This window comes from Pseudomonas sp. UME65 (assembly GCF_014170225.1).
Lineage (GTDB): Bacteria > Pseudomonadota > Gammaproteobacteria > Pseudomonadales > Pseudomonadaceae > Aquipseudomonas > Aquipseudomonas protegens.
The window spans coordinates 1-22,868 of the sequence record NZ_LZZQ01000018.1 but is presented as its reverse complement, the minus strand read 5'-3'; the positions used below and the strand labels follow the sequence as shown (position 1 = coordinate 22,868).

The 22,868-nt window shown below is 62.4% G+C and carries 20 protein-coding genes and 1 pseudogene; 6 read left to right on the top strand and 15 right to left on the bottom strand.

The annotated features are described in order from the left end of the window. Nucleotides 1-31: 31 nt before the first annotated feature. The 12 genes and pseudogenes from acs to dksA all read right to left on the bottom strand — a co-directional run bounded on the left by acs (nt 32) and on the right by dksA (nt 15,071). The gene (gene acs, locus A9971_RS31215) at nt 32-1,969 is read right to left on the bottom strand and encodes an acetate--CoA ligase (RefSeq protein WP_011063514.1); all 1,938 of its coding nucleotides are present in this window, start codon (nt 1,967-1,969) and stop codon (nt 32-34) included. Between the two features lie 128 nt (nt 1,970-2,097). Next, nucleotides 2,098-3,762, bottom strand: coding sequence for a glucose-6-phosphate isomerase (pgi, locus tag A9971_RS31210; RefSeq protein ID WP_011063513.1), 1,665 nt, complete (start codon nt 3,760-3,762; stop codon nt 2,098-2,100). Nucleotides 3,763-4,008: 246 nt separating this feature from the next. Continuing rightward, nucleotides 4,009-4,158: pseudogene (locus tag A9971_RS31205) on the bottom strand (aspartate 1-decarboxylase); the annotation flags it as partial. Nucleotides 4,159-4,281: 123 nt separating this feature from the next. Further along, nucleotides 4,282-5,142, bottom strand: coding sequence for a pantoate--beta-alanine ligase (panC, locus tag A9971_RS31200; protein WP_041119923.1), 861 nt, complete (start codon nt 5,140-5,142; stop codon nt 4,282-4,284). Further along, the gene (gene panB / locus A9971_RS31195) at nt 5,139-5,939 is read right to left on the bottom strand and encodes a 3-methyl-2-oxobutanoate hydroxymethyltransferase (protein WP_011063511.1); all 801 of its coding nucleotides are present in this window, start codon (nt 5,937-5,939) and stop codon (nt 5,139-5,141) included. Before panB ends, panC begins: the two co-directional genes overlap by 4 nt. Nucleotides 5,940-6,333: 394 nt before the next feature. After that, nucleotides 6,334-6,813 carry a 2-amino-4-hydroxy-6-hydroxymethyldihydropteridine diphosphokinase gene (folK, locus tag A9971_RS31190; protein WP_053153907.1) on the bottom strand — a complete coding sequence of 160 codons (480 nt, stop codon included), beginning with the start codon at nt 6,811-6,813 and terminating at the stop codon, nt 6,334-6,336. 3 nt (nt 6,814-6,816) lie between these two features. After that, nucleotides 6,817-8,208 (bottom strand): polynucleotide adenylyltransferase PcnB, encoded by a 1,392-nt coding sequence (locus A9971_RS31185; RefSeq protein WP_011063509.1) that lies wholly within the window; start codon nt 8,206-8,208, stop codon nt 6,817-6,819. Between the two features lie 745 nt (nt 8,209-8,953). Continuing rightward, complete coding sequence (locus A9971_RS31180) at nt 8,954-10,381, bottom strand: sigma-54 dependent transcriptional regulator (RefSeq protein ID WP_041119922.1); 1,428 nt, start codon at nt 10,379-10,381, stop codon at nt 8,954-8,956. 22 nt (nt 10,382-10,403) lie between these two features. Further along, entirely contained in the window at nt 10,404-13,358 is a 2,955-nt protein-coding gene (locus A9971_RS31175) for a sensor histidine kinase (protein ID WP_011063507.1), read from the bottom strand. Then, nucleotides 13,342-13,518, bottom strand: a complete 177-nt coding sequence (locus tag A9971_RS31170) for a hypothetical protein (RefSeq protein ID WP_003176118.1) — start codon at nt 13,516-13,518, stop codon at nt 13,342-13,344. Before A9971_RS31170 ends, A9971_RS31175 begins: the two co-directional genes overlap by 17 nt. A 77-nt stretch (nt 13,519-13,595) precedes the next feature. Continuing rightward, nucleotides 13,596-14,492 (bottom strand): tRNA glutamyl-Q(34) synthetase GluQRS, encoded by an 897-nt coding sequence (gene gluQRS / locus A9971_RS31165; RefSeq protein WP_183001030.1) that lies wholly within the window; start codon nt 14,490-14,492, stop codon nt 13,596-13,598. A gap of 138 nt (nt 14,493-14,630) precedes the next feature. Continuing rightward, nucleotides 14,631-15,071 (bottom strand): RNA polymerase-binding protein DksA, encoded by a 441-nt coding sequence (gene dksA / locus A9971_RS31160; RefSeq protein WP_011063504.1) that lies wholly within the window; start codon nt 15,069-15,071, stop codon nt 14,631-14,633. Nucleotides 15,072-15,413: 342 nt separating this feature from the next. On the opposite strand from dksA, the gene A9971_RS31155 reads away from it, so the two are divergent. Together A9971_RS31155 and sfsA are read left to right on the top strand one after the other, a co-directional pair. Continuing rightward, on the top strand, nt 15,414-16,586 hold the full coding sequence (locus A9971_RS31155) for a pyridoxal phosphate-dependent aminotransferase (RefSeq protein WP_011063503.1): 1,173 nt from the start codon (nt 15,414-15,416) through the stop codon (nt 16,584-16,586). Next, entirely contained in the window at nt 16,586-17,299 is a 714-nt protein-coding gene (gene sfsA / locus A9971_RS31150) for a DNA/RNA nuclease SfsA (protein WP_015637057.1), read from the top strand. Before A9971_RS31155 ends, sfsA begins: the two co-directional genes overlap by 1 nt. On the opposite strand, the gene A9971_RS31145 is transcribed toward sfsA, so the two are convergent. Continuing rightward, nucleotides 17,296-17,613, bottom strand: a complete 318-nt coding sequence (locus A9971_RS31145) for a Rieske 2Fe-2S domain-containing protein (RefSeq protein ID WP_125063814.1) — start codon at nt 17,611-17,613, stop codon at nt 17,296-17,298. The two genes, sfsA and A9971_RS31145, sit on opposite strands and share 4 nt — an antisense overlap. 219 nt (nt 17,614-17,832) lie before the next feature. On the opposite strand from A9971_RS31145, the gene A9971_RS31140 reads away from it, so the two are divergent. From A9971_RS31140 to A9971_RS31125, 4 genes are read left to right on the top strand one after another with little or no spacing between them, the layout of a single operon-like run. Beyond that, complete coding sequence (locus A9971_RS31140; RefSeq protein ID WP_183001029.1) at nt 17,833-18,708, top strand: hemin ABC transporter substrate-binding protein; 876 nt, start codon at nt 17,833-17,835, stop codon at nt 18,706-18,708. Beyond that, on the top strand, nt 18,705-19,742 hold the full coding sequence (locus A9971_RS31135; RefSeq protein ID WP_011063499.1) for an iron ABC transporter permease: 1,038 nt from the start codon (nt 18,705-18,707) through the stop codon (nt 19,740-19,742). The genes A9971_RS31140 and A9971_RS31135 overlap by 4 nt, the downstream gene beginning before the upstream one ends. Further along, nucleotides 19,742-20,509, top strand: a complete 768-nt coding sequence (locus A9971_RS31130; protein ID WP_011063498.1) for a heme ABC transporter ATP-binding protein — start codon at nt 19,742-19,744, stop codon at nt 20,507-20,509. The genes A9971_RS31135 and A9971_RS31130 overlap by 1 nt, the downstream gene beginning before the upstream one ends. A 21-nt stretch (nt 20,510-20,530) precedes the next feature. Then, nucleotides 20,531-21,394 (top strand): ChaN family lipoprotein, encoded by an 864-nt coding sequence (locus tag A9971_RS31125; protein ID WP_077934782.1) that lies wholly within the window; start codon nt 20,531-20,533, stop codon nt 21,392-21,394. 233 nt (nt 21,395-21,627) lie between these two features. Here A9971_RS31125 and A9971_RS31120 read toward each other — a convergent pair whose 3' ends face one another. Both A9971_RS31120 and A9971_RS31115 read right to left on the bottom strand, forming a co-directional pair. Further along, a complete protein-coding gene (locus tag A9971_RS31120) occupies nt 21,628-22,428 on the bottom strand; it encodes a Crp/Fnr family transcriptional regulator (RefSeq protein WP_011063496.1) in 801 nt (266 codons plus the stop codon). A gap of 13 nt (nt 22,429-22,441) precedes the next feature. Next, nucleotides 22,442-22,714, bottom strand: a complete 273-nt coding sequence (locus tag A9971_RS31115) for a TfoX/Sxy family protein (RefSeq protein ID WP_011063495.1) — start codon at nt 22,712-22,714, stop codon at nt 22,442-22,444. Between the last annotated feature and the right edge of the window lie 154 nt (nt 22,715-22,868).

Genomic DNA, 22,868 nt, shown 5'->3' with positions numbered 1-22,868 from the left:
AAAAAGAAGCGCGGCGGATGCCGCGCCGGTTTCAAACGTTCAGGCGTTTGTCGATCAGGCCGTCCACCACGCTGGGGTCCGCCAGGGTCGAAGTGTCACCCAGGGTATCCAGTTCGTTGCAGGCGATCTTGCGCAGGATACGCCGCATGATCTTGCCCGAGCGAGTTTTCGGCAGGGCCGGAGCCCACTGGATCAGCTCCGGCTTGGCGAAACTGCCGATCTCGCGGCTGACCAGGGCCAGCAGTTCCTTCTTCAGTGCCTCGTCGGGCTCGACGCCCTGCATCGGTGTGACGAAGGCATAGATTCCCTGGCCCTTGAGATCATGGGGGTAACCGACCACCGCCGCTTCGGCGATGCTGTCGTGCAGCACCAGGGCGCTTTCCACTTCGGCGGTGCCGATGCGGTGCCCGGAAACGTTGATCACGTCGTCGATGCGCCCGGTGATCCAGTAGCTGCCATCCTCGTCGCGCCGGGCACCATCACCGGTGAAGTAATAGCCGGGGTAGGGAGCGAAATAGGTTTCGACCATGCGCTTGGGATCGCCATAGACGCTACGGATCTGCGCCGGCCAACTGGCCTTGATTGCCAGGATGCCGCTGCCTGCCCCATGGATTTCCTTGCCCTGGTCGTCCAGCAGCACCGGTTGTACGCCGAACATCGGGGTCGAGGCGCATCCGGGCTTGATCTGCCGGGCGCTGACCAGGGGGCTGAGCATGATGCCGCCGGTTTCGGTCTGCCACCAGGTATCTACAATCGGGCAGCGTTGTTCGCCGACCACGTTGAAATACCACTCCCAGGCTTCCGGGTTGATCGGCTCGCCGACGCTGCCGAGCAAGCGCAGGCTGGCGCGGGAGGTGTTCTGTAGCGGGGCGCTGCCTTCGCGCATCAGGGCACGCAGAGCGGTGGGCGCGGTGTAGAAGATGTTCACCTGATGCTTGTCCACCACCTCCCAGAAACGCGAGGTGCTGGGGTAGTTGGGCACGCCTTCGAAGATCAGCGTGGTCGCGCCGTTGGCCAGGGGGCCGTAGAGGATGTAGCTGTGGCCGGTGACCCAGCCGACGTCGGCGGTGCACCAGAAGACTTCGCCGTCGCGGTAGTCCAGCACGTACTTGAAGGTCATGGCGGCCTGTAGCAGGTAGCCGCCGGTGGTGTGCAGCACGCCCTTGGGTTTGCCGGTGCTGCCGGAGGTGTAGAGGATGAACAGCGGGTCTTCGGCGTCCATCGGCTCGGGGGCGCATTGGTTGCTGGCGCCAGCCACGGCCTGTTCATAGGAAATGTCGCGATCTGGCACCCAGTTCACCGGGTTGCGGGTGCGTTCGACCACCAGCACGCTGCTGACATCCGGGCAACTGAGCAGGGCCTTGTCGACGTTGCTCTTCAGCGGAATCAGTTTGCCGCCGCGCACGCCTTCATCGGCGGTGATCACGGTGCGGCAGTCGGCGTTGAGAATGCGGTCGCGCAGGGCCTCCGGCGAAAAACCGCCGAACACCACCGAATGCACCGCGCCGATCCGGGTGCAGGCGAGCATGGCGTAGGCCACTTCGGGAATCATCGGCATGTAGATGCACACCCGGTCGCCCTTCTTCACGCCACGGCTTTTCAGCACGTTGGCCAGGCGGCAGACCCGGTCGTGGAGTTCCTGGTAGGTGATGCGCTGGGAGTCTGCCGGGTTGTCACCTTCCCAGATGATTGCCGCCTGATTGCCGCGTTTTTCCAGATGACGGTCGATGCAGTTGTAGCTGACGTTGAGTTGGCCACCGCGAAACCAGTTGGCCTCGCCGGTGCGCATGTCGTGGCTGTGGACGCTGTCCCAGGGGCTGCTCCAGTGCAGGAAGCGCCTGGCCTGCTCGGCCCAGAACTGGTCCGGTTGCTCAATGGACTGGCGGTAGAGGTGGTGGTAGTCGTCCTGGCTCATTTGTGCCGCCCGGCGGACGGCATCGGCTTTCGGAAAAGTGCTGATATCGAACATGACGGTTCCTTATTCTTGTTTTGCGACAAGTCATAAGGGTGCGCACAAGTGCCGGGAAGGTTCAAGTGGGGAAGGGCCGGGGCCCGGACAGGAGCCGGTGTGGCCGGCTCCTGGGGTGACAGGGTCGATCAGCCGCGGTGACGGCCGCGGAAGTAGTTGATCAGGCCTTGGGTCGATGCGTCGTCGGCCAGGGTTTCGTCGCTGCCGACCAGGCGGTTGTAGACGCCTTTGCCCAGCTCCTTGCCCAGCTCCACGCCCCACTGGTCGAAGGCGTTGATGCCCCAGACCACGCTTTGCACGAAGACCTTGTGTTCATACAGCGCCACCAGTGCGCCAAGGCGCCGCGGGCTGATGCGCTCCACCACCAGGGTGTTGCTCGGACGGTTGCCGGGAATCACCTTGTGCGGTGCCAGTTTCGCGATTTCGGCTTCGCTCAGGCCTTTCTCGCGCAGTTCGCTCTCGGCTTCGGCGCGGGTCTTGCCCAGCATCAGTGCCTGGCTCTGGGATAGGCAGTTGGCGTACAGCCATTGATGGTGGTCGGCCACCGGGTTGAAGCTGACGATCGGCACGATGAAGTCGGCCGGAATCAATTGGGTGCCCTGGTGCAGCAACTGGTGGTAGGCATGCTGGCCGTTGCAGCCCACGCCGCCCCAGATCACCGGGCCGGTATCGGTGGCCACCGGGGTGCCGTCCTGGCGCACGCTCTTGCCGTTGGATTCCATGTCCAATTGTTGCAAGTGCTTGGTGATGTTGCGCAGGTAGTGGTCGTACGGCAGGATCGCGTGGCTCTGCGCGCCCCAGAAATTGCCGTACCACACGCCCAGCAGCGCCAGCAGCACCGGCATGTTCTGTTCGAATGGGGCGCTCTGGAAATGCTGGTCCATGGTGTAGGCACCGGACAGCAGCTCCTTGAAGTTGGACATGCCGATGGCCAGGGCGATCGGCAGGCCGATGGCGGACCACAGCGAGTAGCGCCCGCCGACCCAGTCCCACATCGGGAAGATGTTCTCTTCGCGAATGCCGAAGGCCACTGCCGCCGCATTGTTGCTCGACACGGCGATGAAGTGGCGGTGCAGTTCGGCCTCCGAGCCGCCCTGGGCCAGGTACCAGGCCCGTGCTGCCTGGGCGTTCTTCAGGGTTTCGAGGGTATTGAAAGACTTGGAGGAAACGATGAATAGCGTAGTTTCTGCCCGGATTTTCGCAGAAAGCTCATGGAATTCGCTGCCATCGATGTTCGCCAGGTAATGGCAGCGCACGCCTTTCTGGGCGTAGGACAACAGCGCTTCGGAAACCAGCTCCGGGCCGAGGAAGGAGCCGCCGATGCCGATGTTCACCACGTCGGTGATGGGCTTCTCGGTGTAGCCGCGCCACAGGCCGTCGTGGATGCGGCCCACCAGCTCGGTGATCTGGTTCAGTACCTTGTGCACTTCGGGCATCACGTTGACACCGTTCACCGACAGCTTGTCGCCCACCGGGCGGCGCAGTGCGGTGTGCAAGGCCGGGCGGCCTTCGGAAGCGTTGACCAGTTCGCCGGTGATCATGGACTTGATGGCGTCTGAGAGGCCGACTTCCTTGGCCAGGTTCACCAGCAGGTCGCGGGTTTCGCTGGTGATCAGGTTCTTCGAATAGTCGAGAAACAGCCCGCAGCTGCTCAGGGTGAATTGGCTGAAGCGCTGCGGATCGGCATTGAACGCCTCGCGCATGCTGAAATCCTGCATGGCTTGGCGGTGGTCTTTCAACGCTTGCCAGGCGGGCAGAGCGGTAACGTCATGAGGAGTGCGGTAGTACGCCATCGCTGCGGTTTTCCTTTTGCTTGAACTGCCTTTTGGACACTGAAAAGCCCGGAACGTCCTGCGCGGTCTCAAGGACCCGTTGGGCCGGCCCTGTGCTGATACGTTTAATCACTCGGGGGGATAACAGTAACCCCGGCGTGCTGTTCTGTCTTGGCTTTGTCCGACTGGTGGCCAGTACTATTTTGTACTCAGCGGGCCTGCCTGGTCTGGATTCGGGTTTTCAATGGGTAGAAATAGGGGGAAGCGTCAGGCGACCTGATCCGCAATCGCAGGGCTGGTAAGGCTCTGCTCATTGCCAGGGGCCATGTGCAGCATGCGCGGCTTGAAACCGAGCAGTTCGGCTTCACTGCAGGGAGCATAGGTACAGAGGGTCGCTCGATCACCGACCTTGGCCTTGAACATGATGGTGTACATGGGGTGTTCCCTGGGGCAGATCCTTGAACGGGGCCCGCAGTTATGGGCTGCAGGCCCCAGCCGGCGGCAGTTTGCCCGAAGGTTGGAGTTCGGGCAATCGGGCGTTCATGCCGGTGTGTCGAGGTCCAGGTGCAGGTTGTCGATCAACCGTGTCGCGCCCAGATAGGCTGCCACAAGAATCACCAGTTCACGGTCTTGCGCGGTGGCTGGACGCAGGTTCTGTGCCTGGCGGATTTCCAGGTAGTCACGGCGCAGACCGGCGGCTTCAAGCTGCTGCTGTTGTTCGGCCACAAGCTTGGGATAGTCGCGTTCGCCGTTCCTGATGGCCTGGGCAATCTGGCTCAGGCTGCGGTACAGCACCGGGGCGATAGCGCGCTGCTCTTCGCTCAGGTAGCCGTTGCGCGACGACAGGGCGAGGCCGTCGGCGGCACGTACCGTTGGCTCACCGATGATCTGGATCGGCATGTTCAGGTCGTGCACCAGGGCCCGAATCACTGCCAACTGTTGGTAGTCCTTCTGGCCAAACACCGCGAGATCGGGCTGGACCATGTTGAACAGCTTGCTGACCACTGTAGCCACGCCTTCGAAATGCCCGGGACGGCTGGCGCCGCACAGGCCTTCGGACAGCTGGGGAACGCTGACCCGGGTCTGCCCGGCCATGCCGTCGGGGTACATTTCTTCGACGCTGGGGGCAAACAGCAGGTGGCAACCGGCTTCCAGCAATTTTTCCTGGTCGGCGGCGAGGGTGCGTGGGTACTTGTCCAGGTCTTCGCCTGCACCGAACTGCAGTGGGTTGACGAAGATGCTGGCGACCACGAAGTCCACCCGCTGGGCGGCTTTGGCCACCAGGGCGGCGTGGCCACTGTGCAGGTTGCCCATGGTGGGCACGAAGCCGATCCGCTTGCCCTCACTGCGCGCGCGGGCGACCGCGGCGCGCAATTCGCGCACGGTTTTGACTGTATTCATGCAGAGAACCCGTGTTCGGCGCCAGGGAAGGTGACGGCTTTGACTTCTTCGACATAGGCGCTCAAGGCGGCCTGGATACTGTCCTTGCCTGCCATGAAGTTCTTCACGAACTTCGGCGAGCGACCACTGAGGGACAGCCCTAGCATGTCGTGGAGCACCAGGACCTGACCGTCGGTAGCATTGCCGGCACCGATACCTATTACCGGGATCTTCACCGCCTGGGTGATTTCCGCCGCCAGCTCGCTGGGCACGCACTCCAGCAGCAGCATTGCCGCGCCGGCCTGCTCCAGGGCGATGGCATCGGCACGCATCTGCCGTGCCTGGCTTTCATTGCGGCCCTGGACCTTGTAGCCGCCCAGAACGTTCACGGTCTGTGGCGTCAGCCCCATGTGCACGCAGACCGGCACTCCACGCTCGTTCAGCAGGCGCACCGGCTCGGCCAGCCAGGCTGCGCCTTCGATCTTGAGCATATGGGCGCCGGCCTGCATCAGCTGGGCCGAGCTGCTCAGGGCCTGTTCAGTGGTGGCGTAGGACATGAATGGCAGGTCGGCCAGGATCAGTGCCCCGTTGTTGCCGCGCTTGACCGCCGCGACGTGATAGGCCATGTCAGCGGTGCTGACGGGCAGGGTGCTGTCGTGTCCTTGCAGCACCATGCCCAGGGAGTCGCCTACCAGCAGGACTTCGACGCCTGCCTCGCAGCAGGTGTGGGCAAAGGTGGCGTCGTAGCAGGTCAGCATGGTGATTTTCTCACCTTTCTGCTTGAGGCTTTGCAGGGTGGTCAGAGTGATGTCTGGCATGAAAGGGGTCCTCATTTCAGGCGCTTTGGAAACTACTGCGAGTAACGCGCGTGATTCTTCGTTATTCAGGCGCACGGTCTTTTGTCGTGCTTATACAGCCTGGTTCCAAGCGATTTGAACGAGCTTGCGGGAGTCGCGCCTGTGGCGTCGGGCCCATCATTCTGTGTCCAGAAGAGGTGCCATGCCAGCGGGTGCCACCGCCGTTGCACAACTGCCCCTGCCTGGCGTTTCCCGGGCTCGCCGCGAACCGACCTCACTTGAATTGCGCCCTTTAGCGCCGTGATGGCGGCAACGGGACGCCTATAGTCGTGAGGAGAACTCGGGAAGTCAATTAGATGTGTTACCGCATTGTTACGCTGCCAGTGTTACCGCCGTTACTGATGCGTTTCAGCGGTCAGGCCAGGCGTTCCAGGCCGACAAATGGGCAGGCAGCGAGCAGTTCGTGCAGGGTGCGGCCGTCAGCCAGTTGCAGGTCGGCAGGGGCCAGTTCCGCCAACGGGTAGAGCACGAAGGGGCGCGCCTGCATGTGGTAATGGGGGACTTTGAGGCGGGGTTCGTCGATCAGTCGATCGCCGAACAACAGGATGTCCAGATCCAGGGTACGTGGGCCCCAGCGCTCATTTCGCTCGCGGCCTTGCTGGTTTTCGATGGCCTGCAAGGCGTCCAGCAGGGCTAGCGGCGCCAGCGCGCTGTCCAGCGCCGCGACGGCGTTGGTATAGCGTGGCTGGCCTGGGAGCAATGAGTCGCTCTGGTAGAAGGCCGATACGCCGTGCATGCGGCTGTCGGGCAACTGCGCTAGGGCCTCGATGGCACTGCGCAGTTGTGCTTCAGGGGCTGCCAGATTGCTGCCCATGCCGATATAGATGCGTTCCATCTATTACTCGCCCGATGCGCCGCTGCTGCGCTTGCGCTTGGCACCGCTGCTGCGCCGGCGCTTGCGTGGCGCGCCACTGGCGTCTTCCTTGCCGCTGAGGTCGCGGATCATGTCGCGGCGTTCGGCGTCATTGGCGTCCTGATAGTCGGTCCACCATTCTCCCAGGCCATCGGTCTGCTCGCCGGCGCTTTCGCGCAGCAGCAGGAAGTCGTAGCCGGCGCGGAAGCGCGGATTGTCCAGCAACTGGTCGGCGCGCTTGCCGCTGCGCCGTGGCAGGCGTTCCTGCATATCCCAGATTTCGCGGATCGGCATGGTGAAACGCTTGGGAATAGCGATGCGCTGGCACTGTTCGGCGATCAACTCGTGGGCGGCTTCCTGCATGGCCGGAATCGGCGGCATGCCACGCTCCTGCAGGCGCAGCACCCGGGCCGGCAGGGCTGGCCAGAGCAGGGCGGCGAACAGGAAGGCTGGGGTCACCGGCTTGTTCTGCTTGATCCGAAGGTCGGTGTTGACCAAGGCTTCGCTGATCAGCGTATGGGTGTAGGTCGGGTTGTACTCCAGGGCTTCGGCGCTGGCCGGGAACAACGGGTCGAACAGTTGCAGGTCCACCAGCATTTCGAAGGTGTCCGCCGCGTAGCCGGAGAGGAACAGCTTGAGCACTTCTTCGAACAGGCGCGCCGAGGGGATTTCCCGCAGCATCGGTGCCAGCTCGCGAATGGGCGCGGCGGTGTGTTTCTCGATGCCGAAGTTCAGTTTTGCTGCAAAGCGTACTGCCCGAAGCATACGTACCGGATCTTCCTGATAACGCTGGCGAGGATCGCCGATCAGGCGGATCAGGTTGTTGCGAATGTCGTGTACGCCATTGGCGTAATCGAGAATGCGTTCGCTGACCGGATCGTAGTACAGGGCATTGATGGTGAAGTCGCGACGTTGCGCGTCCTCTTCCAGGGTGCCATAGACGTTGTCCCGCAGGATCCGCCCGCTTTCGTTGCGCGATGACTGGTTACTGTCCTCGTCGTCTTCGTTTTGCGGGTGATTGGCGCGGAAAGTCGCAACTTCGATGATTTCGCGACCGAAGTGGATGTGCACCAGCTTGAAACGCCGGCCAATGATGCGCGCGTTACGGAACTCGGCCTTGACCTGTTCCGGCGTGGCGCTGGTGGCGACGTCGAAGTCCTTGGGGGTGATATTGAGCAGCATGTCGCGCACGCAGCCACCCACCAGGTAGGCCTGGTAGCCGGCGTTCTGCAGGCGTTCGACGATATTCACCGCATACCGGCTGAACTGGGCACGTTGCAGCGAATGCTGGCTGCTATTGAGCACTTCAGGCGTGCTGCGTTTATGTTGCGTACGACGCAAGGGAGAACGGAATGACTGGAACAGCTTCTTCAGCATGGGATGCACTGTTTGAAGGAATATTCGGCCAAAACGAAGAGTGGCCGCATGATGGGCGGGGATTCTAGCATTTAGTCGAAGGATGGTGTAGGAAGCTGCCGCGACTTGTACAGGCTGGCGCTGAGCTGCGGTTTGGCGAGGTTGGATGGGGGGCGGGGGAGTGAAAACACGAATTCCGGAAACCACAAGGGGAGCCGAAGCTCCCCCAGAATAGTTGCGTGCTCTATTTTTATTATTGGTTTCGGGCTTCTTGTTTTTGTTAAACGCCCTTGTCATCTGGTTTACCCAGGATGACCCTCCCAATCGGGAGCCAAGAGCAAACGGATTGCTTTGATCGCTGAGTTGCAATGACCTTTCGATCCAACCAGTTCAGGCTCTGCCTTAGGGCAGTTTTTGTTGTTCTCGGCCTGGTTGTGGGGCAAGCCCCAAATACAACGCCTCTCCAAAAGAATCAGTTAGCTGCGCCTCCGCCGTGTTGTTTTTATTATGCGTGAGTCGATTCGTCTTATTTTTATTGTCTTGTGCATTACTTGTTATTGTTCTTGTACCAAACATATAGCAGGTGCCGTGCCAACTTTTGCGATCCCCAGTAAAACAAGGGGTTAGGCGTGCCGTTGGGTGTTTTTCAGGGCAAAAAAAACCGGGGCTTCGTTACCTTTAGCCCCGGTTCCTGTTACGTGCGATGGAGCAGGTAACAGTTTTTTTCACAAAAGCGAGTGTTACCCGCGTTTTCGTCAGCCGTAGTTCAGCTTTCGCTGGCGACCCCGCTCTTGCGCCGTGGGATGCCCAGGCGCTGACGACGTTCCCACAGGCACTTGCGGCTGACGCCCAGTTTGCGTGCCAGCTCGGTCTCGGTCATGTGGTCCTGGTGTTCGAGGACGAAGTGCTGGAAGTAGTCCTCCAGGGACAGGTCTTCGGTCGGTTCGTGGCTGGTGTTACCCGCTTGTGGGGGCAGGCCGACGAAGTCGTCGTCTTCCAGGTCGCTCAGTTCGATGTCGATGCCCAGCAGGTCGGCCGAGATTTCCGGGCTTTCGCACAGAATGACCGCACGCTCGACAGCGTTCTCCAGTTCGCGCACGTTCCCCGGCCAGGAGTAATGACGGATGGCCTGTTCTGCATCGGCGGCGAACTTAAGGTCCGTGCGGCCGACGCGCGCGCTCTGGCGGGCCAGAAAGGCATTGGCAATTTCATTGACGTCTGCACCGCGCTCACGCAGGGCCGGCAGTTTCAGGGCAATCACGTGCAGGCGGTAGTACAAGTCTTCACGGAACTGGCCTATTTTCGACAGGCTTTTCAGGTCGCGGTGAGTGGCTGCAATCAGGCGCACATCGACTTTCTGTGACTGTACCGAGCCGACACGGCGGATTTCGCCTTCCTGCAGTACTCGCAGCAATCGCGCCTGCGCCTCCAGCGGTAGCTCGCCAATCTCGTCGAGGAACAGGGTGCCGCCGTCCGCAGCTTCTACCAGGCCGGCACGGCCGGCGCTGGCCCCGGTGAACGCGCCTTTCTCGTGGCCGAACAGTTCGGACTCGATCAGGGTTTCCGGAATGGCTGCGCAGTTCACCGAAATCATCGGTGCCTTGGCACGCTTGGACAGGTTGTGCAGGGCCCGGGCCACCAGTTCCTTGCCGGTACCGGATTCACCCTGAATCAGTACATTGGAGTCAGTGGGCGCCACTTTGCGGATCTTGCTGTACAGATCCTGCATGGGAGCGCAGGAACCGATGATGCCGATTTCGCCATTGTTGTTGCCCGCACCGGCCCGCTCCGCAGTGGCGCCAGCCTTGGCGGCCGGACGGTCTGGCGGGGAATTTTCGGCGCTTTGCCGATCCCGCAGGATCCGCGCCACGGCCTGGAGCATTTCATCGTGATCGAACGGCTTGGCGATGTAGTCCACCGCGCCCATTTTCATCGAGTCCACGGCTGAGCGCAGGCTGGCGTAGCTGGTCATGATCAGCACCGGAGTGCCCTGGCCGAGCTTGATCAATTCGGTGCCCGGGGCGCCTGGCAGGCGCAAGTCACTGACGATCAGATCGAAAGTGGGAATGCTGAAGCGTTCCTGTGCCTCCTGCACTGAGCCGGCTTCGCTGACCTGGTACTGGTTGCGTTCCAGCAGGCGGCGCAGGGCGGAGCGGATAATGGTTTCGTCTTCGACGATCAGAATATGCGGCATTGATTCAATTCTCTCGACGGTCTCAGTTCACAGCGGACGTCGCTTCGACATGACGCGGTAAAGTCACCCGGATACGGGTGCCGCGTTGGCTTTGAGGATCGGCCGGGCTGTCGATGGTGATTTGTCCATAATGCTCTTCAACGATGGAATAGACCAGTGCAAGGCCCAGACCGGTGCCTTCCCCAGGGTCCTTGGTGGTGAAAAACGGTTCGAACAATCGGTCCATGATGTTCTTCGGAATGCCGCTGCCTTCGTCCTCCACGATCAGGTCGACCGTGTGCTCGAAAGCCTCGCTCTTGACGCGTACCGCGCTGCCAGGAGGGGAGGCGTCGCGGGCGTTGGAAAGGAGGTTGATCAGTACCTGGGCAAGGCGCTGGGGATCACCGTCGACCCAGTGGTCGGGATCGCACAGGTTGAAGAACTGCACCTCGAAATTGCGCCGGTTCAACGCCAGCAGGCCAATGGCGTCCTGGGCCACTTCGGCCAGGCACACCGCCTCGTCGTTGTGCTGATGGCTGCCGGCGTGGGCGAAGCTCATCAGCGACTGGACGATACGCGAGATGCGTTTGGTCTGTTCGAGGATCTGCTCGCTGATTTCCGTCAGTTCGCCGTCCTCTTCCCGTTCTTCGCGCAGGTTCTGCGCCAGGCAGGCGATGCCGGTAATCGGGTTGCCGATCTCATGGGCCACCCCGGCCGCCAGGCGCCCGATGCTGGCCAGGCGTTCGGAGTGCACCAGCTTGTCTTCCAGGGTCTGGGTTTCGGTCAGGTCTTCCACCAGCAGTACCAGGCCGCTGTTGCCCGGGGCCAGAGGCTCATCGATGGCGGCCTTGTGCAGGTTCAGCCAGCGGGTCTGGCCATCGAGGGCCAGGTGCTGTTTGTGCAAGTGTTCGTCCGGCAGGTTGATAAAGCCCTGCAGCAGGTCCTTCCACGGGTTGGTAATGGTGCTCAGGCGTGAGCCCACCACGTGCTGGGCTGGTATGCCTGTGAGCTCCTCCATGGCCTTGTTCCACATGAGGATCTCCTGGTCCTTGGCCAGGGAGCAGACTCCCATCGGCAGCTCTTGCAGGGTTTGCCGGTGATAGCGGCGCAGGGCATCGAGCTCGGCGGCCAGGCCGGTGAGGCGTGAGTGGTAGTCCTCCAGCCGGCTTTCGATGAAGTGGATGTCCTCGGTGACGTAGTTTTCTCCACCGGCCTTGTAGGGCAGGAAGGTTTCCACCATGTCCTGGGCGACGCTGGGGCCCATCAACCCGGACAGGTTGGCTTCGATGCGGTCGCGCAGGCGCCGCAGGGCGTAAGGTCGGCGTTCGTCAAAGGGCAGATACAGATCACGCAGGGCCTGCTCCACTTCCTTCTGGGCTGCCTTGGCCCCCAGCGGCTTGGCCAGCTGGGTGGCGAACTCCTGGGGCGAGGCGGCGTGCAGTTCCCGGCGCTGCGGACGGCGCACGTTGTCCACGGCACAGGCTTCGGCGGCGCTGGCCTCCTCGGTGCTGGCATTGGTGAACAGCGAGATCAGGGTGAACATCAGGACGTTGGCCGCCAGCGAGGCGATGGCCGCCATATGCCAACTGGTGTCGTCCAGGACGTAGATCATGTTCAGCAGCGGGATGTAGAAACCCTGCAGGTTGCCGATCAACGGCAGCAGCATGGTCACCAGCCACACCAGGATCCCCGCCAGCAGGCCGGCGATGAAGCCCCGGCGGTTGGCGGTCGGCCAGTACAGTACCGACAGCACGCCCGGAAGAAATTGCAGGGTGGCGACGAAGGCCACTATCCCCAGGTTGGCCAGGTCCTGCTCGGCGCCCAGCAGCAGGTAGAAGGCGTAGCCGGCCATGATAATGGCGACGATCAGGGCGCGGCGGGTCCACTTCAGCCAGCGGTAGATGTTGCCCTCCGCCGGCGGCTGGTAGAGCGGCAGCACCAGGTGGTTCAGGGCCATCCCCGAGAGCGCCAGGGTGGTGACGATGATCAGGCCGCTGGCGGCCGACAGCCCGCCGACATAGGCCAGCAGAGCCAGGGCCGGGCTGTTGGCGGCGATGCCGATGCCCAGGGTGAAGTATTCCGGGTTGGTGGTAGCGCCGAGCTTGAGGCCGGCCCAGAGAATCAGCGGCACTGCCAGGCTCATCAGCAGCAGGAACAGCGGCAGCCCCCAACTGGCGCTGACCAGGGCGCGAGGGTTGAGGTTCTCGGTAAAGGTCATGTGGTACATGTGCGGCATGACGATCGCCGAGGCGAAGAACACCAGTAGCAGGGTGCGCCACGGGCCTTCCTGAAGGGGTGTATGCAGTGCGGCAAGGGCGGTCTGGTTCTGCAGCAGCCAGAGTTCCAGTTGCTGCGGGCCGTCGAATACCCCGTACAGCGCGTACAGGCCGACACCGCCAATGGCGATCAGCTTGATCACCGATTCAAAGGCAATGGCGAACACCAGGCCTTCATGTTTTTCCCGGGTGGCGATATGCCGCGAGCCGAAGAAGATCGTGAACAAGGTGATCAGCGCGCAAAAGCTCAGCGCCACCCGATGCTGCACCGGCTCGTGGGTGAGAATGCCAATGGAGTCGGCCACGGCCTGGATCTGCAGCGCCAGTAATGGCAGCACGCCGATCAGCATGAAGATCGTGGTCAGCGCACCGGCCCAGGTACTGCGAAAACGGAAGGCGAACAGGTCGGCCAGGGATGACAGCTGGTAGGTGCGGGTGATTTTCAGGATCGGGTAGAGCAGTACCGGTGCCAGCAGGAAGGCCCCGGAAACCCCCAGGTAACTGGACAGGAAGCCATAGCCGTACTGGTAGGCCAGGCCGACCGTGCCGTAGAACGCCCAGGCACTGGCATAGACCCCGAGTGACAGGGTGTAGGTCAGCGGGTGGCGAATGATCGAGCGGGGGATCATCCCGCGCTCACTGATCCAGGCAACGCCGAACAGCACCGCCAGGTAGGCGGCGCTGATCAGGATCATCTGGGTCAGGCTAAAGCTCATCGGCATCTTTTTGGCTCTGCAGGATGAAGGTCACGACGATCAGAATCAGCCAGAGCAGATACGGGCGATACCAGGCGCCAGTAGCATCGATCCACCAATCCATGATGGCGGGGGAGAACAGATAGATCCCCACTACCAGGAGCAGGACCAAGCGATAGATGTACATCTCGGCCTCTCTTTATTGTGTGCGTGCCCGAAAACGTGCGGCGATGGTAACGGATGGGCGCCAAGCTGCAAGTGGCGTCAGCTTAATTGCGCTTCCGGCACGCTCAGTGTGCGTGGAATCAGGGCGGCATCCCAGTGGGCCATGCCCCAGGCCATTATCTGCGCGACGCTGGCGCCATCGAGGTCGGCCGGTGGCTTCTGGCCCAGTGCCCGCAGGGCGCGCAGCAGCAGGGGCGGGGCCTGATCCTCGGTCAGCGGGGGCGAGCGGTAGGACTTGCCCAGTTTGTGCCCGTCCGGCTGGGTGATCAGCGGTACATGCAAGTAGCGGGGCTGGGAAAGGCCCAGCAGTTCCTGCAGGTACAGCTGGCGCGGTGTGGAATCCAGCAGGTCGGCGCCGCGCACGATATCAGTGATGCCTTGCCAGGCATCGTCGAGCACCACGGCCAGTTGGTAAGCGTAGAGACCGTCGCGGCGGCGGATCACGAAGTCCCCCACTTCCCGGCCCAGGTGCTGGCGGTATTCGCCCTGGACCCGGTCAACGAAGCGATACTCCAGTTCGGGTACCCGCAGGCGGATCGCGGCGTCGTCCTGGGCGTGGCCGAGGTTGCGGCACAGTCCTGGGTAAATGCCGTGGTAGGGCTCCAGCTGTTTGCGCGAACAGGTGCAGGCATAGGCCAGGCCCTGCTGGAACAGGCGATTGAGGATTTCGCCATAGGCGCCGTGGCGATCGCTCTGGCGGATCATCTGCCCATCCCATTCGAAACCGTAGCTTTCCAGTGCCTTGAGAATGGCCGCCTGGGCACCGGGCTCTTCCCGAGGCGGGTCAAGGTCCTCCATGCGCAGCAGCCAGCGGCCGCCGACGGCGCGGGCATCAAGATAGGAGGCAAGCGCGGCAACCAGAGAGCCGAAATGCAGATAGCCGCTGGGAGTGGGGGCGAAGCGCCCGATGTACGAGGAAGAGGTGGAGGCAGTCATGGAGCGGATGTTACTTCGTCTGGCCCCGGGGTGACGATGGTGCCGGGGGATCGCTTTGGCGAGCGGGCTTGCTCTTGCAGGGAAGGTAGAAACGAAAACGGAGCGTGAGTACGCTCCGTTTCAGGTTCCAGCCGGCGATTATTTGCCGACCTGTTTTTCCTTGATTTCCGCCAGTGTCTTGCAGTCGACGCACATGTCGGCGGTTGGGCGGGCTTCCAGCCGGCGGATGCCGATCTCGACGCCGCAGGATTCGCACCAGCCGTATTCTTCGTCTTCGATCAGTTGCAGGGTCTTGTCGATCTTCTTGATCAACTTGCGCTCGCGATCGCGGGCCCGCAGTTCGAGGCTGAACTCTTCTTCCTGGCTGGCACGGTCAGCCGGGTCGGGGAAGTTGGCCGCTTCGTCTTTCATGTGATCAACAGTGCGGTCGACTTCCTGCATCAAGTCCTGTTTCCACTTGTTCAGGATCTTGGTGAAGTGCTCGCGCATGGGCTTGCCCATGTACTCTTCGCCCGCAGTTTCAACGTAAGGTTCAAAACCGCTGATCGATTGAATCTGTTGCTTTGCTTGGGTGGGCATGAATGGACCGCCTCTACTCTTGTAATCCATTGCGCAGGATTGCTCCATCTCCGACACTTGCCGGCCCTGCGGCTGCAAGCGGGCGAACTTACCAGATCAAACCAGAGCGCGCTACTCCCGGTTGTCGAGCCTATGTCCTGCTTCGTCCATGGATATGGGAAAAGTCTGACATGGCTTGCTGATCGGTTCGTTCAATCATTGATTTTAGTCAAGTCTGCGGGTTGTGTTGGCGCCAGTTGGCGCAAGCAACAGACCGCTCGGATCTGCCTGGGTTCTCCCGGGCTTGATCAGATGGGTAGAATCGGTCCTTTGCTCCCCCCTCGAATCAATGAAGGAAGGCTAATGGCTCAGCCCTACAGTGCGCGTAGTCGCGCTATCGAACCTTTCCATGTCATGGCCTTGCTGGCCCGCGCCAATGAGCTGCAAGCCGCCGGGCATGATGTGATTCACCTGGAAATCGGCGAACCGGACTTCACCACCGCCGAACCGATCATCAAGGCCGGGCAGGCCGCGCTGAGCGCCGGCAAGACGCGCTACACCGCAGCCCGCGGAATTCCCGAGCTGCGAGGGGCGATTTCCGGCTTCTATCAGCAGCGTTACGGCCTGGACATCGATCCCGAGCGGATCATGATCACCCCCGGTGGTTCCGGTGCCCTGCTGTTGACCAGCAGCCTGTTGGTGGACCCGGGCAAGCACTGGCTGCTGGCGGACCCGGGTTATCCGTGCAACCGGCATTTTCTGCGTCTGGTGGAAGGCGCTGCGCAGTTGGTCCCGGTGGGGCCGGATGTGCGTTACCAACTGACGCCGGACCTGGTGGAGCGCTATTGGGATCAGGACAGCGTGGGCGCCCTGGTGGCCTCGCCGGCGAACCCCACCGGCACGGTCCTGAGCCGGGACGAGTTGGCGGGGTTGTCCACCGCGATCAAGGCTCGCAACGGGCATCTGGTGGTGGACGAGATCTACCATGGCCTGACCTATGGCACCGATGCCGCCAGCGTTCTGGAAGTGGATGACAGCGCTTTCGTCCTGAATAGTTTCTCCAAATATTTCGGCATGACCGGCTGGCGCCTGGGCTGGCTGGTAGCTCCGCCGGCAGCCGTGGGTGAACTGGAAAAGCTGGCACAGAACCTCTATATCAGTGCGCCGAGTATGGCCCAGTATGCTGCGCTGGCTTGCTTCGAGCCGCAGACCCTGGAGATCCTCGAGGAGCGCCGCGCCGAGTTCGGGCGCCGCCGGGATTTCCTGCTGCCAGCCTTGCGTGAGTTGGGCTTCGGCATCGCTGTGGAGCCTGAAGGGGCGTTCTACTTGTACGCGGACATCAGCGCCTTCGGCGGTGATGCCTTCGCCTTTTGCCGGCACTTCCTGGAAACCGAGCACCTGGCCTTTACCCCTGGCCTGGACTTCGGCCGGCATCAGGCTGGCCATCATGTGCGCTTTGCCTATACCCAGAGCCTGGAACGCCTGCAGGAGGCGGTTGAGCGTATCGCCCGTGGCCTGCAGAGCTGGCACGCCTGATGCGCTTCGATCCTCCCCTGGAAGAGGGGCGTCTGCTGCGTCGTTACAAGCGCTTCCTGGCGGACATCGAAACCACCACCGGCGAGCTGTTGACCATCCATTGCCCCAATACCGGCTCGATGCTCAATTGCATGGTCGAGGGCGGGCAGGTGTGGTTCAGCCGCTCCAATGACCCCAAGCGCAAGTTGCCGGGCACCTGGGAAATCAGCGAAACCCCTCAAGGCCGCCTGGCCTGCGTCAACACCGGGCGGGCCAACGGGCTGGTGGAAGAAGCCTTGCGGGCGGGGCTTATCAGCGAGTTGAACGGCTTCACCGGGCTCAAGCGCGAGGTGCCTTACGGGCAAGAGAACAGCCGTATCGATTTTCGCCTGGATTACCCGGACGGTCCGGCGTACGTCGAGGTCAAAAGCGTCACCCTGGGCTTCGATGGCACGCCGGTGGCAGCGTTTCCCGATGCCGTGACCCAGCGCGGCGCCAAGCATCTGCGGGAACTGGCGAGCCTGGCCCGGGAGGGCGTGCGGGCGGTTCAGCTGTATTGCGTCAACCTTTCGGGCATCGACGCGGTGCGGCCGGCGCAGGAGATCGATCCGGGTTACGCCGCTGCCCTGCGCGAAGCCCGCGCGGCGGGGGTTGAGGTGCTGGCCTATGGTGTGTGCCTGACGGCCGAGCAAGTGTGCATCGACCGACGTCTTGAAGTGTTGCTCGGGGATTAGAGGTCCACCCAGATCCCCTGGCTGTCTTCATGGCAGCCGATGCTCTCCAGGAACTGGCCGGCGCAAGGTCCGGCCACGCACTCTCCGCTCTCGATCAGAAACAGGGCGCCATGGGTGGCGCACTGGATCAGGCTGGCGCTGGGGTCGAGGAACTGGTCAGCTTGCCACTCCAGCGCCACTCCCCGGTGCGGGCAGCGATTGGCATAGACATAGGCTCGCTGCTCGCGCCGCACGGCGAACAGCTTCAGCCCCGCGAGCTGGAAGCCCCGGCTGCCGGCTTCGGGCAGATCGTTGCCGGCGCAAAGAAATTTCATGGCTATCCTCTTGGTCCGAAGGCTCTGCGTCCAGGCTGTCACAGTTTCTTTCCGGCTGCAGGATGAAACATGTCGGCGCTTGACGGCTAAATGAAAACAATTATCAAATGGCCGCCCCGCCCGTTACGGGGCGCTTGTTCCTTTCGATGCCCGGCCTGTCCGGCATGTCACATGGACAGCAGCTGCGCGGGCCCCCACTTTAATGAAGGAAATGTTCTTATGCGCCTGAGTGCCTGCGCCATTGCGTTCTGTGCCGGATTGCTGGTGAGCCAGTGGGCCACCGCTGATGAGTTGCCGCAGCGTTGGGTCAGTGCCGGTGGGGCCTTGTCCGAGTGGATAACGGCTCTGGGGGCCGAGTCCAAGCTGGTGGGCGTCGATACCACCAGCCAGCATCCGGAGTCGCTCAAGGCGCTGCCGAGCATCGGCTATCAGCGTCAGTTGTCGGCCGAAGGCATTCTCAGCCTGCGGCCGCAGATTCTGGTGGGTACCGAGGAGATGGGGCCGCCGCCAGTGCTTTCGCAGATCCGCAGTGCCGGGGTCAAGGTCGAACTGTTTTCCGCCCAGGCCGACTTGCCGACCTTGCAAGCTACCCTGCAGCACTTGGGGCTATTGCTGGGCCGAGAAGAGCAGGCCGGGCAACTGTTCCAGGGCTATCAGCAACAACTTGGGCAGCAGCAGGCGTGGGTCGCCCAGGCTCAAGCGCAGCACGCGGCGCCCGGGGTGCTGTTGTTGCTCGGGCATGCCGGCGGCAAACCCCTGATCGCCGGCAAGGACACCGCCGCGAATTGGCTATTGCAACAGGCCGGTGGGCGCAACCTGGCGACTCATACCGGCTATAAGCCATTCTCGGTCGAATCCCTGGCGGGCTTGAATCCGGATGTACTGGTGTTCTCCGATCGCAGCCTGACCGGCGATGTCGCTCGTGCCGCACTGTTCAAGGAGAACCCGGTGCTGGCATCCACACCGGCGGCCAAGGCCGGGCGGGTGGTGGAACTGGACCCGACCTTGCTGGTGGGAGGCCTGGGCCCTCGCTTGCCTGATAGCCTGAAACGCCTCTCCAGCGCCTTTTATCCCCAGGCCAAGCCGGCCCAATGAGTCGTCTGGTCAAGCCTCGAACACTGTTTATCGGGCTGGGCGTCCTGTGCCTTGTGGCGATCTGGCTGTCCCTGGCCCTGGGCCCTGTCAGCCTGCCCTTGTTTGATACCTTGCGTGCCGCCTTGCGCCTGCTTGGATTGCCGATCGACGGGCAGGGCCTGGAGCAGGCGGAACTGATCCTGGGACAGATTCGCTTGCCCCGGACTCTGCTCGGTCTTGCGGTGGGCGGAGTTCTGGCGCTGTCCGGGGTCGCCATGCAGGGGCTGTTTCGCAACCCCCTGGCAGACCCGGGGCTGGTGGGGGTTTCCAGTGGTGCAGCATTGGGTGCGGCCATCGCCATTGTTGGCGGCTCGATGTTCGGCGGCCTGCCAGAGGCTGTCGGCCCTTATTTGCTCTCCCTGTGTGCCTTCCTTGGCGGCCTGGGGGTGACGGCGCTGGTGTATCGCCTGGGGCGGCGCAACGGGCAGACCCATGTGGCAACCATGCTGCTGGCGGGGATTGCCCTGACGGCGCTGGCCAGTTCGGCGGTGGGGTTGTTCACCTATCTGGCGGACGACGCCACGTTGCGCACTCTGACTTTCTGGAACCTGGGCAGCCTGAATGGTGCCAGTTACCAGCGCTTGTGGCCCTTGCTGCTGGTGACCGCCGCGGTTGCGCTGTGGCTGCCGCGCCGAGCCAAGGCGTTGAATGCACTGCTGTTGGGCGAGTCCGAGGCCAAGCACCTTGGCATCGATGTCGAAGGTCTCAAGCGCGAGCTGGTGTTCTGCACCGCGCTGGGTGTGGGCGCTGCCGTGGCGGCGGCGGGAATGATCGGTTTTGTCGGCCTGGTGGTGCCGCATCTGGTGCGACTGTTGTCCGGTCCGGATCACCGAACCTTGCTCCCGGCCTCGATCCTGGCCGGAGCCAGCCTGCTGCTGTTGGCTGACCTGGTGGCGCGCCTGGCGCTGGCGCCTGCCGAGTTGCCCATCGGTATCGTCACGGCCTTTATCGGTGCGCCATTCTTTCTGTACCTGTTGTTGCGAGGGCGTGCCTGATGCTGCGAGTCGAGAACCTGCATGTGCGGCGCGGCGGCAAAGACGTCCTGGCTGGCATCGACCTGCAGTTGCTGCCGGGCGAGGTGCTGGGAGTCCTCGGCCCTAATGGTGCAGGTAAAAGCAGCCTCTTGGGGGGCTTGAGTGGTGAACTGGCGGCTCATCAGGGGCAGGTGCTGCTGGATGATCAGGAACTGGCTCATTGGTCGGGCGCCGAGCGTGCGCAGCGCCTGGCAGTGCTGCCCCAGGCTTCGAGCCTGGATTTCGCCTTTCGTGTGGAGGAGGTGGTGGCGCTGGGGCGTTTGCCCCATCAGACCGGGCGCGTGCGTGACGAGGAAATCGTCAACGCTGCTTTGAATGCTGCCGATGTGGCGCACCTGTCGGGGCGCAGCTATCTCGCGCTGTCCGGCGGCGAGCGCCAGCGGGTGCATCTGGCGCGGGTCCTGGCGCAACTGTGGCCGGGCCAGCCAGGGCACAACCTGCTGCTGGATGAGCCGACTTCTGCACTCGACCCCTTGCACCAGCACGTCACCTTGCAGGCCATTCGAGCCTTCGCCGACCGCGGCGCGGCGGTGCTGGTCATCCTGCATGACCTGAATCTGGCTGCGCGTTATTGTGACCGGGTCTTGTTGCTCGAAGGCGGCCGCCCGCATTCATTGGGAACACCGACCGCGGTACTGCGGCCTGAGCCCCTGAAGGCGGTGTTCGGCCTGGAAGTTCTGGTGCAGGAGCATCCCGAACGCGGGCACCCGTTGATCATCGCCCGCTGAGGCGAAGCCCGGAGAGACCTGATGCGCGTATTGCCATTGTTGCTGGCCATGCTGCTGGCCGCCTGTCACAGCATGCCGGGGATCCTGCCGCCGCCGGTGGCTTCGGCGCCCGGCAGTATCATTGAGCTGCGCAGTGCCAAGGCGCTGACCCCTGTCGAACTGGTAGGGCGCCTGGCACGGTCCCCTCGAGTGATCATTGGTGAGCAGCATGACAATCCCGATCATCATGCCTTGCAACTCTGGCTCTTGCGCTCCATGGCCCGGGAGCGGCCACAGGGCAGTCTGTTGCTGGAAATGCTCAACCCGGATCAGCAGCCAGAAGTCGATGGGGTAAAACGCTCCATTGATGGGGGGCGTTTGCCTGATGACCTACCTGGCAGGTTGGCCTGGCAATCAGGCTGGGACTGGAGCCTCTACGGCCCGCTGGTGGGTTTTGCCCTGCGTCAGCCCTATCCCTTGCTCGCTGCCAATCTGGATCGCCAGGAGGTGCGTGCCATTTATGCACGGGCGCCCGTCCTGACCGGCACACGGAGCAACGCACCGTCGGTGATCGAGGCATTGGCCGGGCAAATCCGCGAATCGCACTGTGGCTTGCTGCCGGAGAGCCAGGTGCCGGCAATGCGGGCGGTGCAGCAGCAACGGGACCGGCGCATGGCTGAACAACTGCTGGCGGCTCCGGCTCCGGCCCTGTTGCTGGCCGGGGCGTTTCACGGTCGCAAGGATCTTGGTGTGCCCCTGCATCTTGCCGATCTGGACCGAAGCCAGGAGGTGGTGGTGTTGATTCTGGCGGAGCTGGGGCAACAGGTTGCCGCGGCATCGGCCGACTACGTCTGGTATACGCCGCCCCAGCCCGCCAAGGACTATTGCGCGCAACTGAGGCCCTGATCGGAGGGCTTTTCTGCGGGCAAAAAAAGACCCGGCAAGAGCCGGGTCAAATAACCGTGATTAGCCTGATGAGGAGATAATCTGAGAGTCCGAACCACTGGTCTTCCAGGTTATCGACTGATCTCGCGACCAGTTGTGATAATCATAACGATTCTCATTTCGAAGTCAACAAGGCTTTTCAGATTTCTGCATATTTTGCCAAACGTCCGTTTGGATCTGCCTGGAATCCGGGTTCAGTTCGGGTTGTTCAAGGTCATGAGCCGGGTCACTTCCTTGTTTAGCAGGTCGATGCGGCGCGCCATGCTTTCGATCAGGCTGTGGGCAATACGCGGATTGCTCTGGGTCAGGCTGAGAAACTGGTCCTTGGGAATCAGCATGATTGTGCTGGGTTCGCTGGCGATCACGCTGGCGCTGCGTTTTTCTCCGGTGAACACTGCCATGGCGCCGAAAATCTCGTCCTTGGGGACGTCGCCGACCTTGTGCCCGTCGACGAAGGCCTGTGCATGGCCTTCGAGTATTACAAACACGTGATCTGCCTCATCCCCCTGGGTAATCAGCCTTTCGCCCGCCTCCACGCGCTTGAAGCCGTTGCTGCTGCGCAACTCTGGCGGCTTGAGACGGGCAATGGCATCGGACAGCAGGGCGGTCTGGCCGATCAGGTACTGTACGAGCAGTTCCGAGCGTTGTACGTCGGCCTGGATGTGCCGAAACACTTCAGTCCTCAGATAGGGAATCAGTTGCAGCGGCGTATCGCAGTGCAGTTGCCACTGCGGGAGTTCGATGCCGCGCCGCAGCCCCACCAGGTCGCCTTCATGCAGGTAGAACAGTGGCCGCTCTTCGACACTGGCCTGGATCACGCCACTTGCCAGCAGGAACAACTGGTCGCCGGGCAATACGCTGGACAGCTCAGCGATGGGGCCAAGCTCCAACGTCGGGCCGCTGGGCGCAAGCCCGTCCAGCAATTGCGGCGGAATGCTCTGCAGTCTGTTGATCAAGGCGTCGGCGTAAGCCGGCTGCTCCCCCATTAGATACATTTGGCTCTGCCAGTCAGTTTTTGTGACGAGAGGAAATGGCGTCCAGTTGCTTGTTCAACGCCTCTTTGCGTTCGGCGGGAAGGTCGTTCCAGTGCATGTCCATCAGGGCGCCCTCGATGGCATAGAGCAAGACTTTCGACGCACGAAAACCACGGGTCCGCACGGCCCGGTAGGCGTCCACCGCACCCAGGCGGCGCAAGTCGGAAGCGCTATGGATGCCCACTGCATGCAGCCATTGTGCCGATGTCTTGCCAAGGTTCTTCAGGTGTTGCAGTTCATCATTCATTAAGCCTCCTGGCGATGGCCGAATGGTGAGTGGGCAGCCTCAGAGGAGTGTAGCGCTCAGTAGAAAACGCGCTGTTCTTTGGTCGGGTTTGGCGCAAATGCTTCTAAGGGCGCAGCGGTGAAGCTCGAAGGGAGGGGGGGGGCAGGCCATGCGA

Bases quoted from the DNA above. Each gene is read 5' to 3' on its own strand.
- acs (WP_011063514.1), bottom strand. From the start codon at position 1,969: ATGTTCGATATCAGCACTTTTCCGAAAGCCGATGCCGTCCGCCGGGCG.
- pgi (WP_011063513.1), bottom strand. From the start codon at position 3,762: ATGGCGTACTACCGCACTCCTCATGACGTTACCGCTCTGCCCGCCTGG.
- panC (WP_041119923.1), bottom strand. From the start codon at position 5,142: ATGAATACAGTCAAAACCGTGCGCGAATTGCGCGCCGCGGTCGCCCGC.
- panB (WP_011063511.1), bottom strand. From the start codon at position 5,939: ATGCCAGACATCACTCTGACCACCCTGCAAAGCCTCAAGCAGAAAGGT.
- folK (WP_053153907.1), bottom strand. From the start codon at position 6,813: ATGGAACGCATCTATATCGGCATGGGCAGCAATCTGGCAGCCCCTGAA.
- A9971_RS31185 (WP_011063509.1), bottom strand. From the start codon at position 8,208: ATGCTGAAGAAGCTGTTCCAGTCATTCCGTTCTCCCTTGCGTCGTACG.
- A9971_RS31180 (WP_041119922.1), bottom strand. From the start codon at position 10,381: ATGCCGCATATTCTGATCGTCGAAGACGAAACCATTATCCGCTCCGCC.
- A9971_RS31175 (WP_011063507.1), bottom strand. From the start codon at position 13,358: ATGCCGATGAGCTTTAGCCTGACCCAGATGATCCTGATCAGCGCCGCC.
- A9971_RS31170 (WP_003176118.1), bottom strand. From the start codon at position 13,518: ATGTACATCTATCGCTTGGTCCTGCTCCTGGTAGTGGGGATCTATCTG.
- gluQRS (WP_183001030.1), bottom strand. From the start codon at position 14,492: ATGACTGCCTCCACCTCTTCCTCGTACATCGGGCGCTTCGCCCCCACT.
- dksA (WP_011063504.1), bottom strand. From the start codon at position 15,071: ATGCCCACCCAAGCAAAGCAACAGATTCAATCGATCAGCGGTTTTGAA.
- A9971_RS31155 (WP_011063503.1), top strand. From the start codon at position 15,414: ATGGCTCAGCCCTACAGTGCGCGTAGTCGCGCTATCGAACCTTTCCAT.
- sfsA (WP_015637057.1), top strand. From the start codon at position 16,586: ATGCGCTTCGATCCTCCCCTGGAAGAGGGGCGTCTGCTGCGTCGTTAC.
- A9971_RS31145 (WP_125063814.1), bottom strand. From the start codon at position 17,613: ATGAAATTTCTTTGCGCCGGCAACGATCTGCCCGAAGCCGGCAGCCGG.
- A9971_RS31140 (WP_183001029.1), top strand. From the start codon at position 17,833: ATGCGCCTGAGTGCCTGCGCCATTGCGTTCTGTGCCGGATTGCTGGTG.
- A9971_RS31135 (WP_011063499.1), top strand. From the start codon at position 18,705: ATGAGTCGTCTGGTCAAGCCTCGAACACTGTTTATCGGGCTGGGCGTC.
- A9971_RS31130 (WP_011063498.1), top strand. From the start codon at position 19,742: ATGCTGCGAGTCGAGAACCTGCATGTGCGGCGCGGCGGCAAAGACGTC.
- A9971_RS31125 (WP_077934782.1), top strand. From the start codon at position 20,531: ATGCGCGTATTGCCATTGTTGCTGGCCATGCTGCTGGCCGCCTGTCAC.
- A9971_RS31120 (WP_011063496.1), bottom strand. From the start codon at position 22,428: ATGTATCTAATGGGGGAGCAGCCGGCTTACGCCGACGCCTTGATCAAC.
- A9971_RS31115 (WP_011063495.1), bottom strand. From the start codon at position 22,714: ATGAATGATGAACTGCAACACCTGAAGAACCTTGGCAAGACATCGGCA.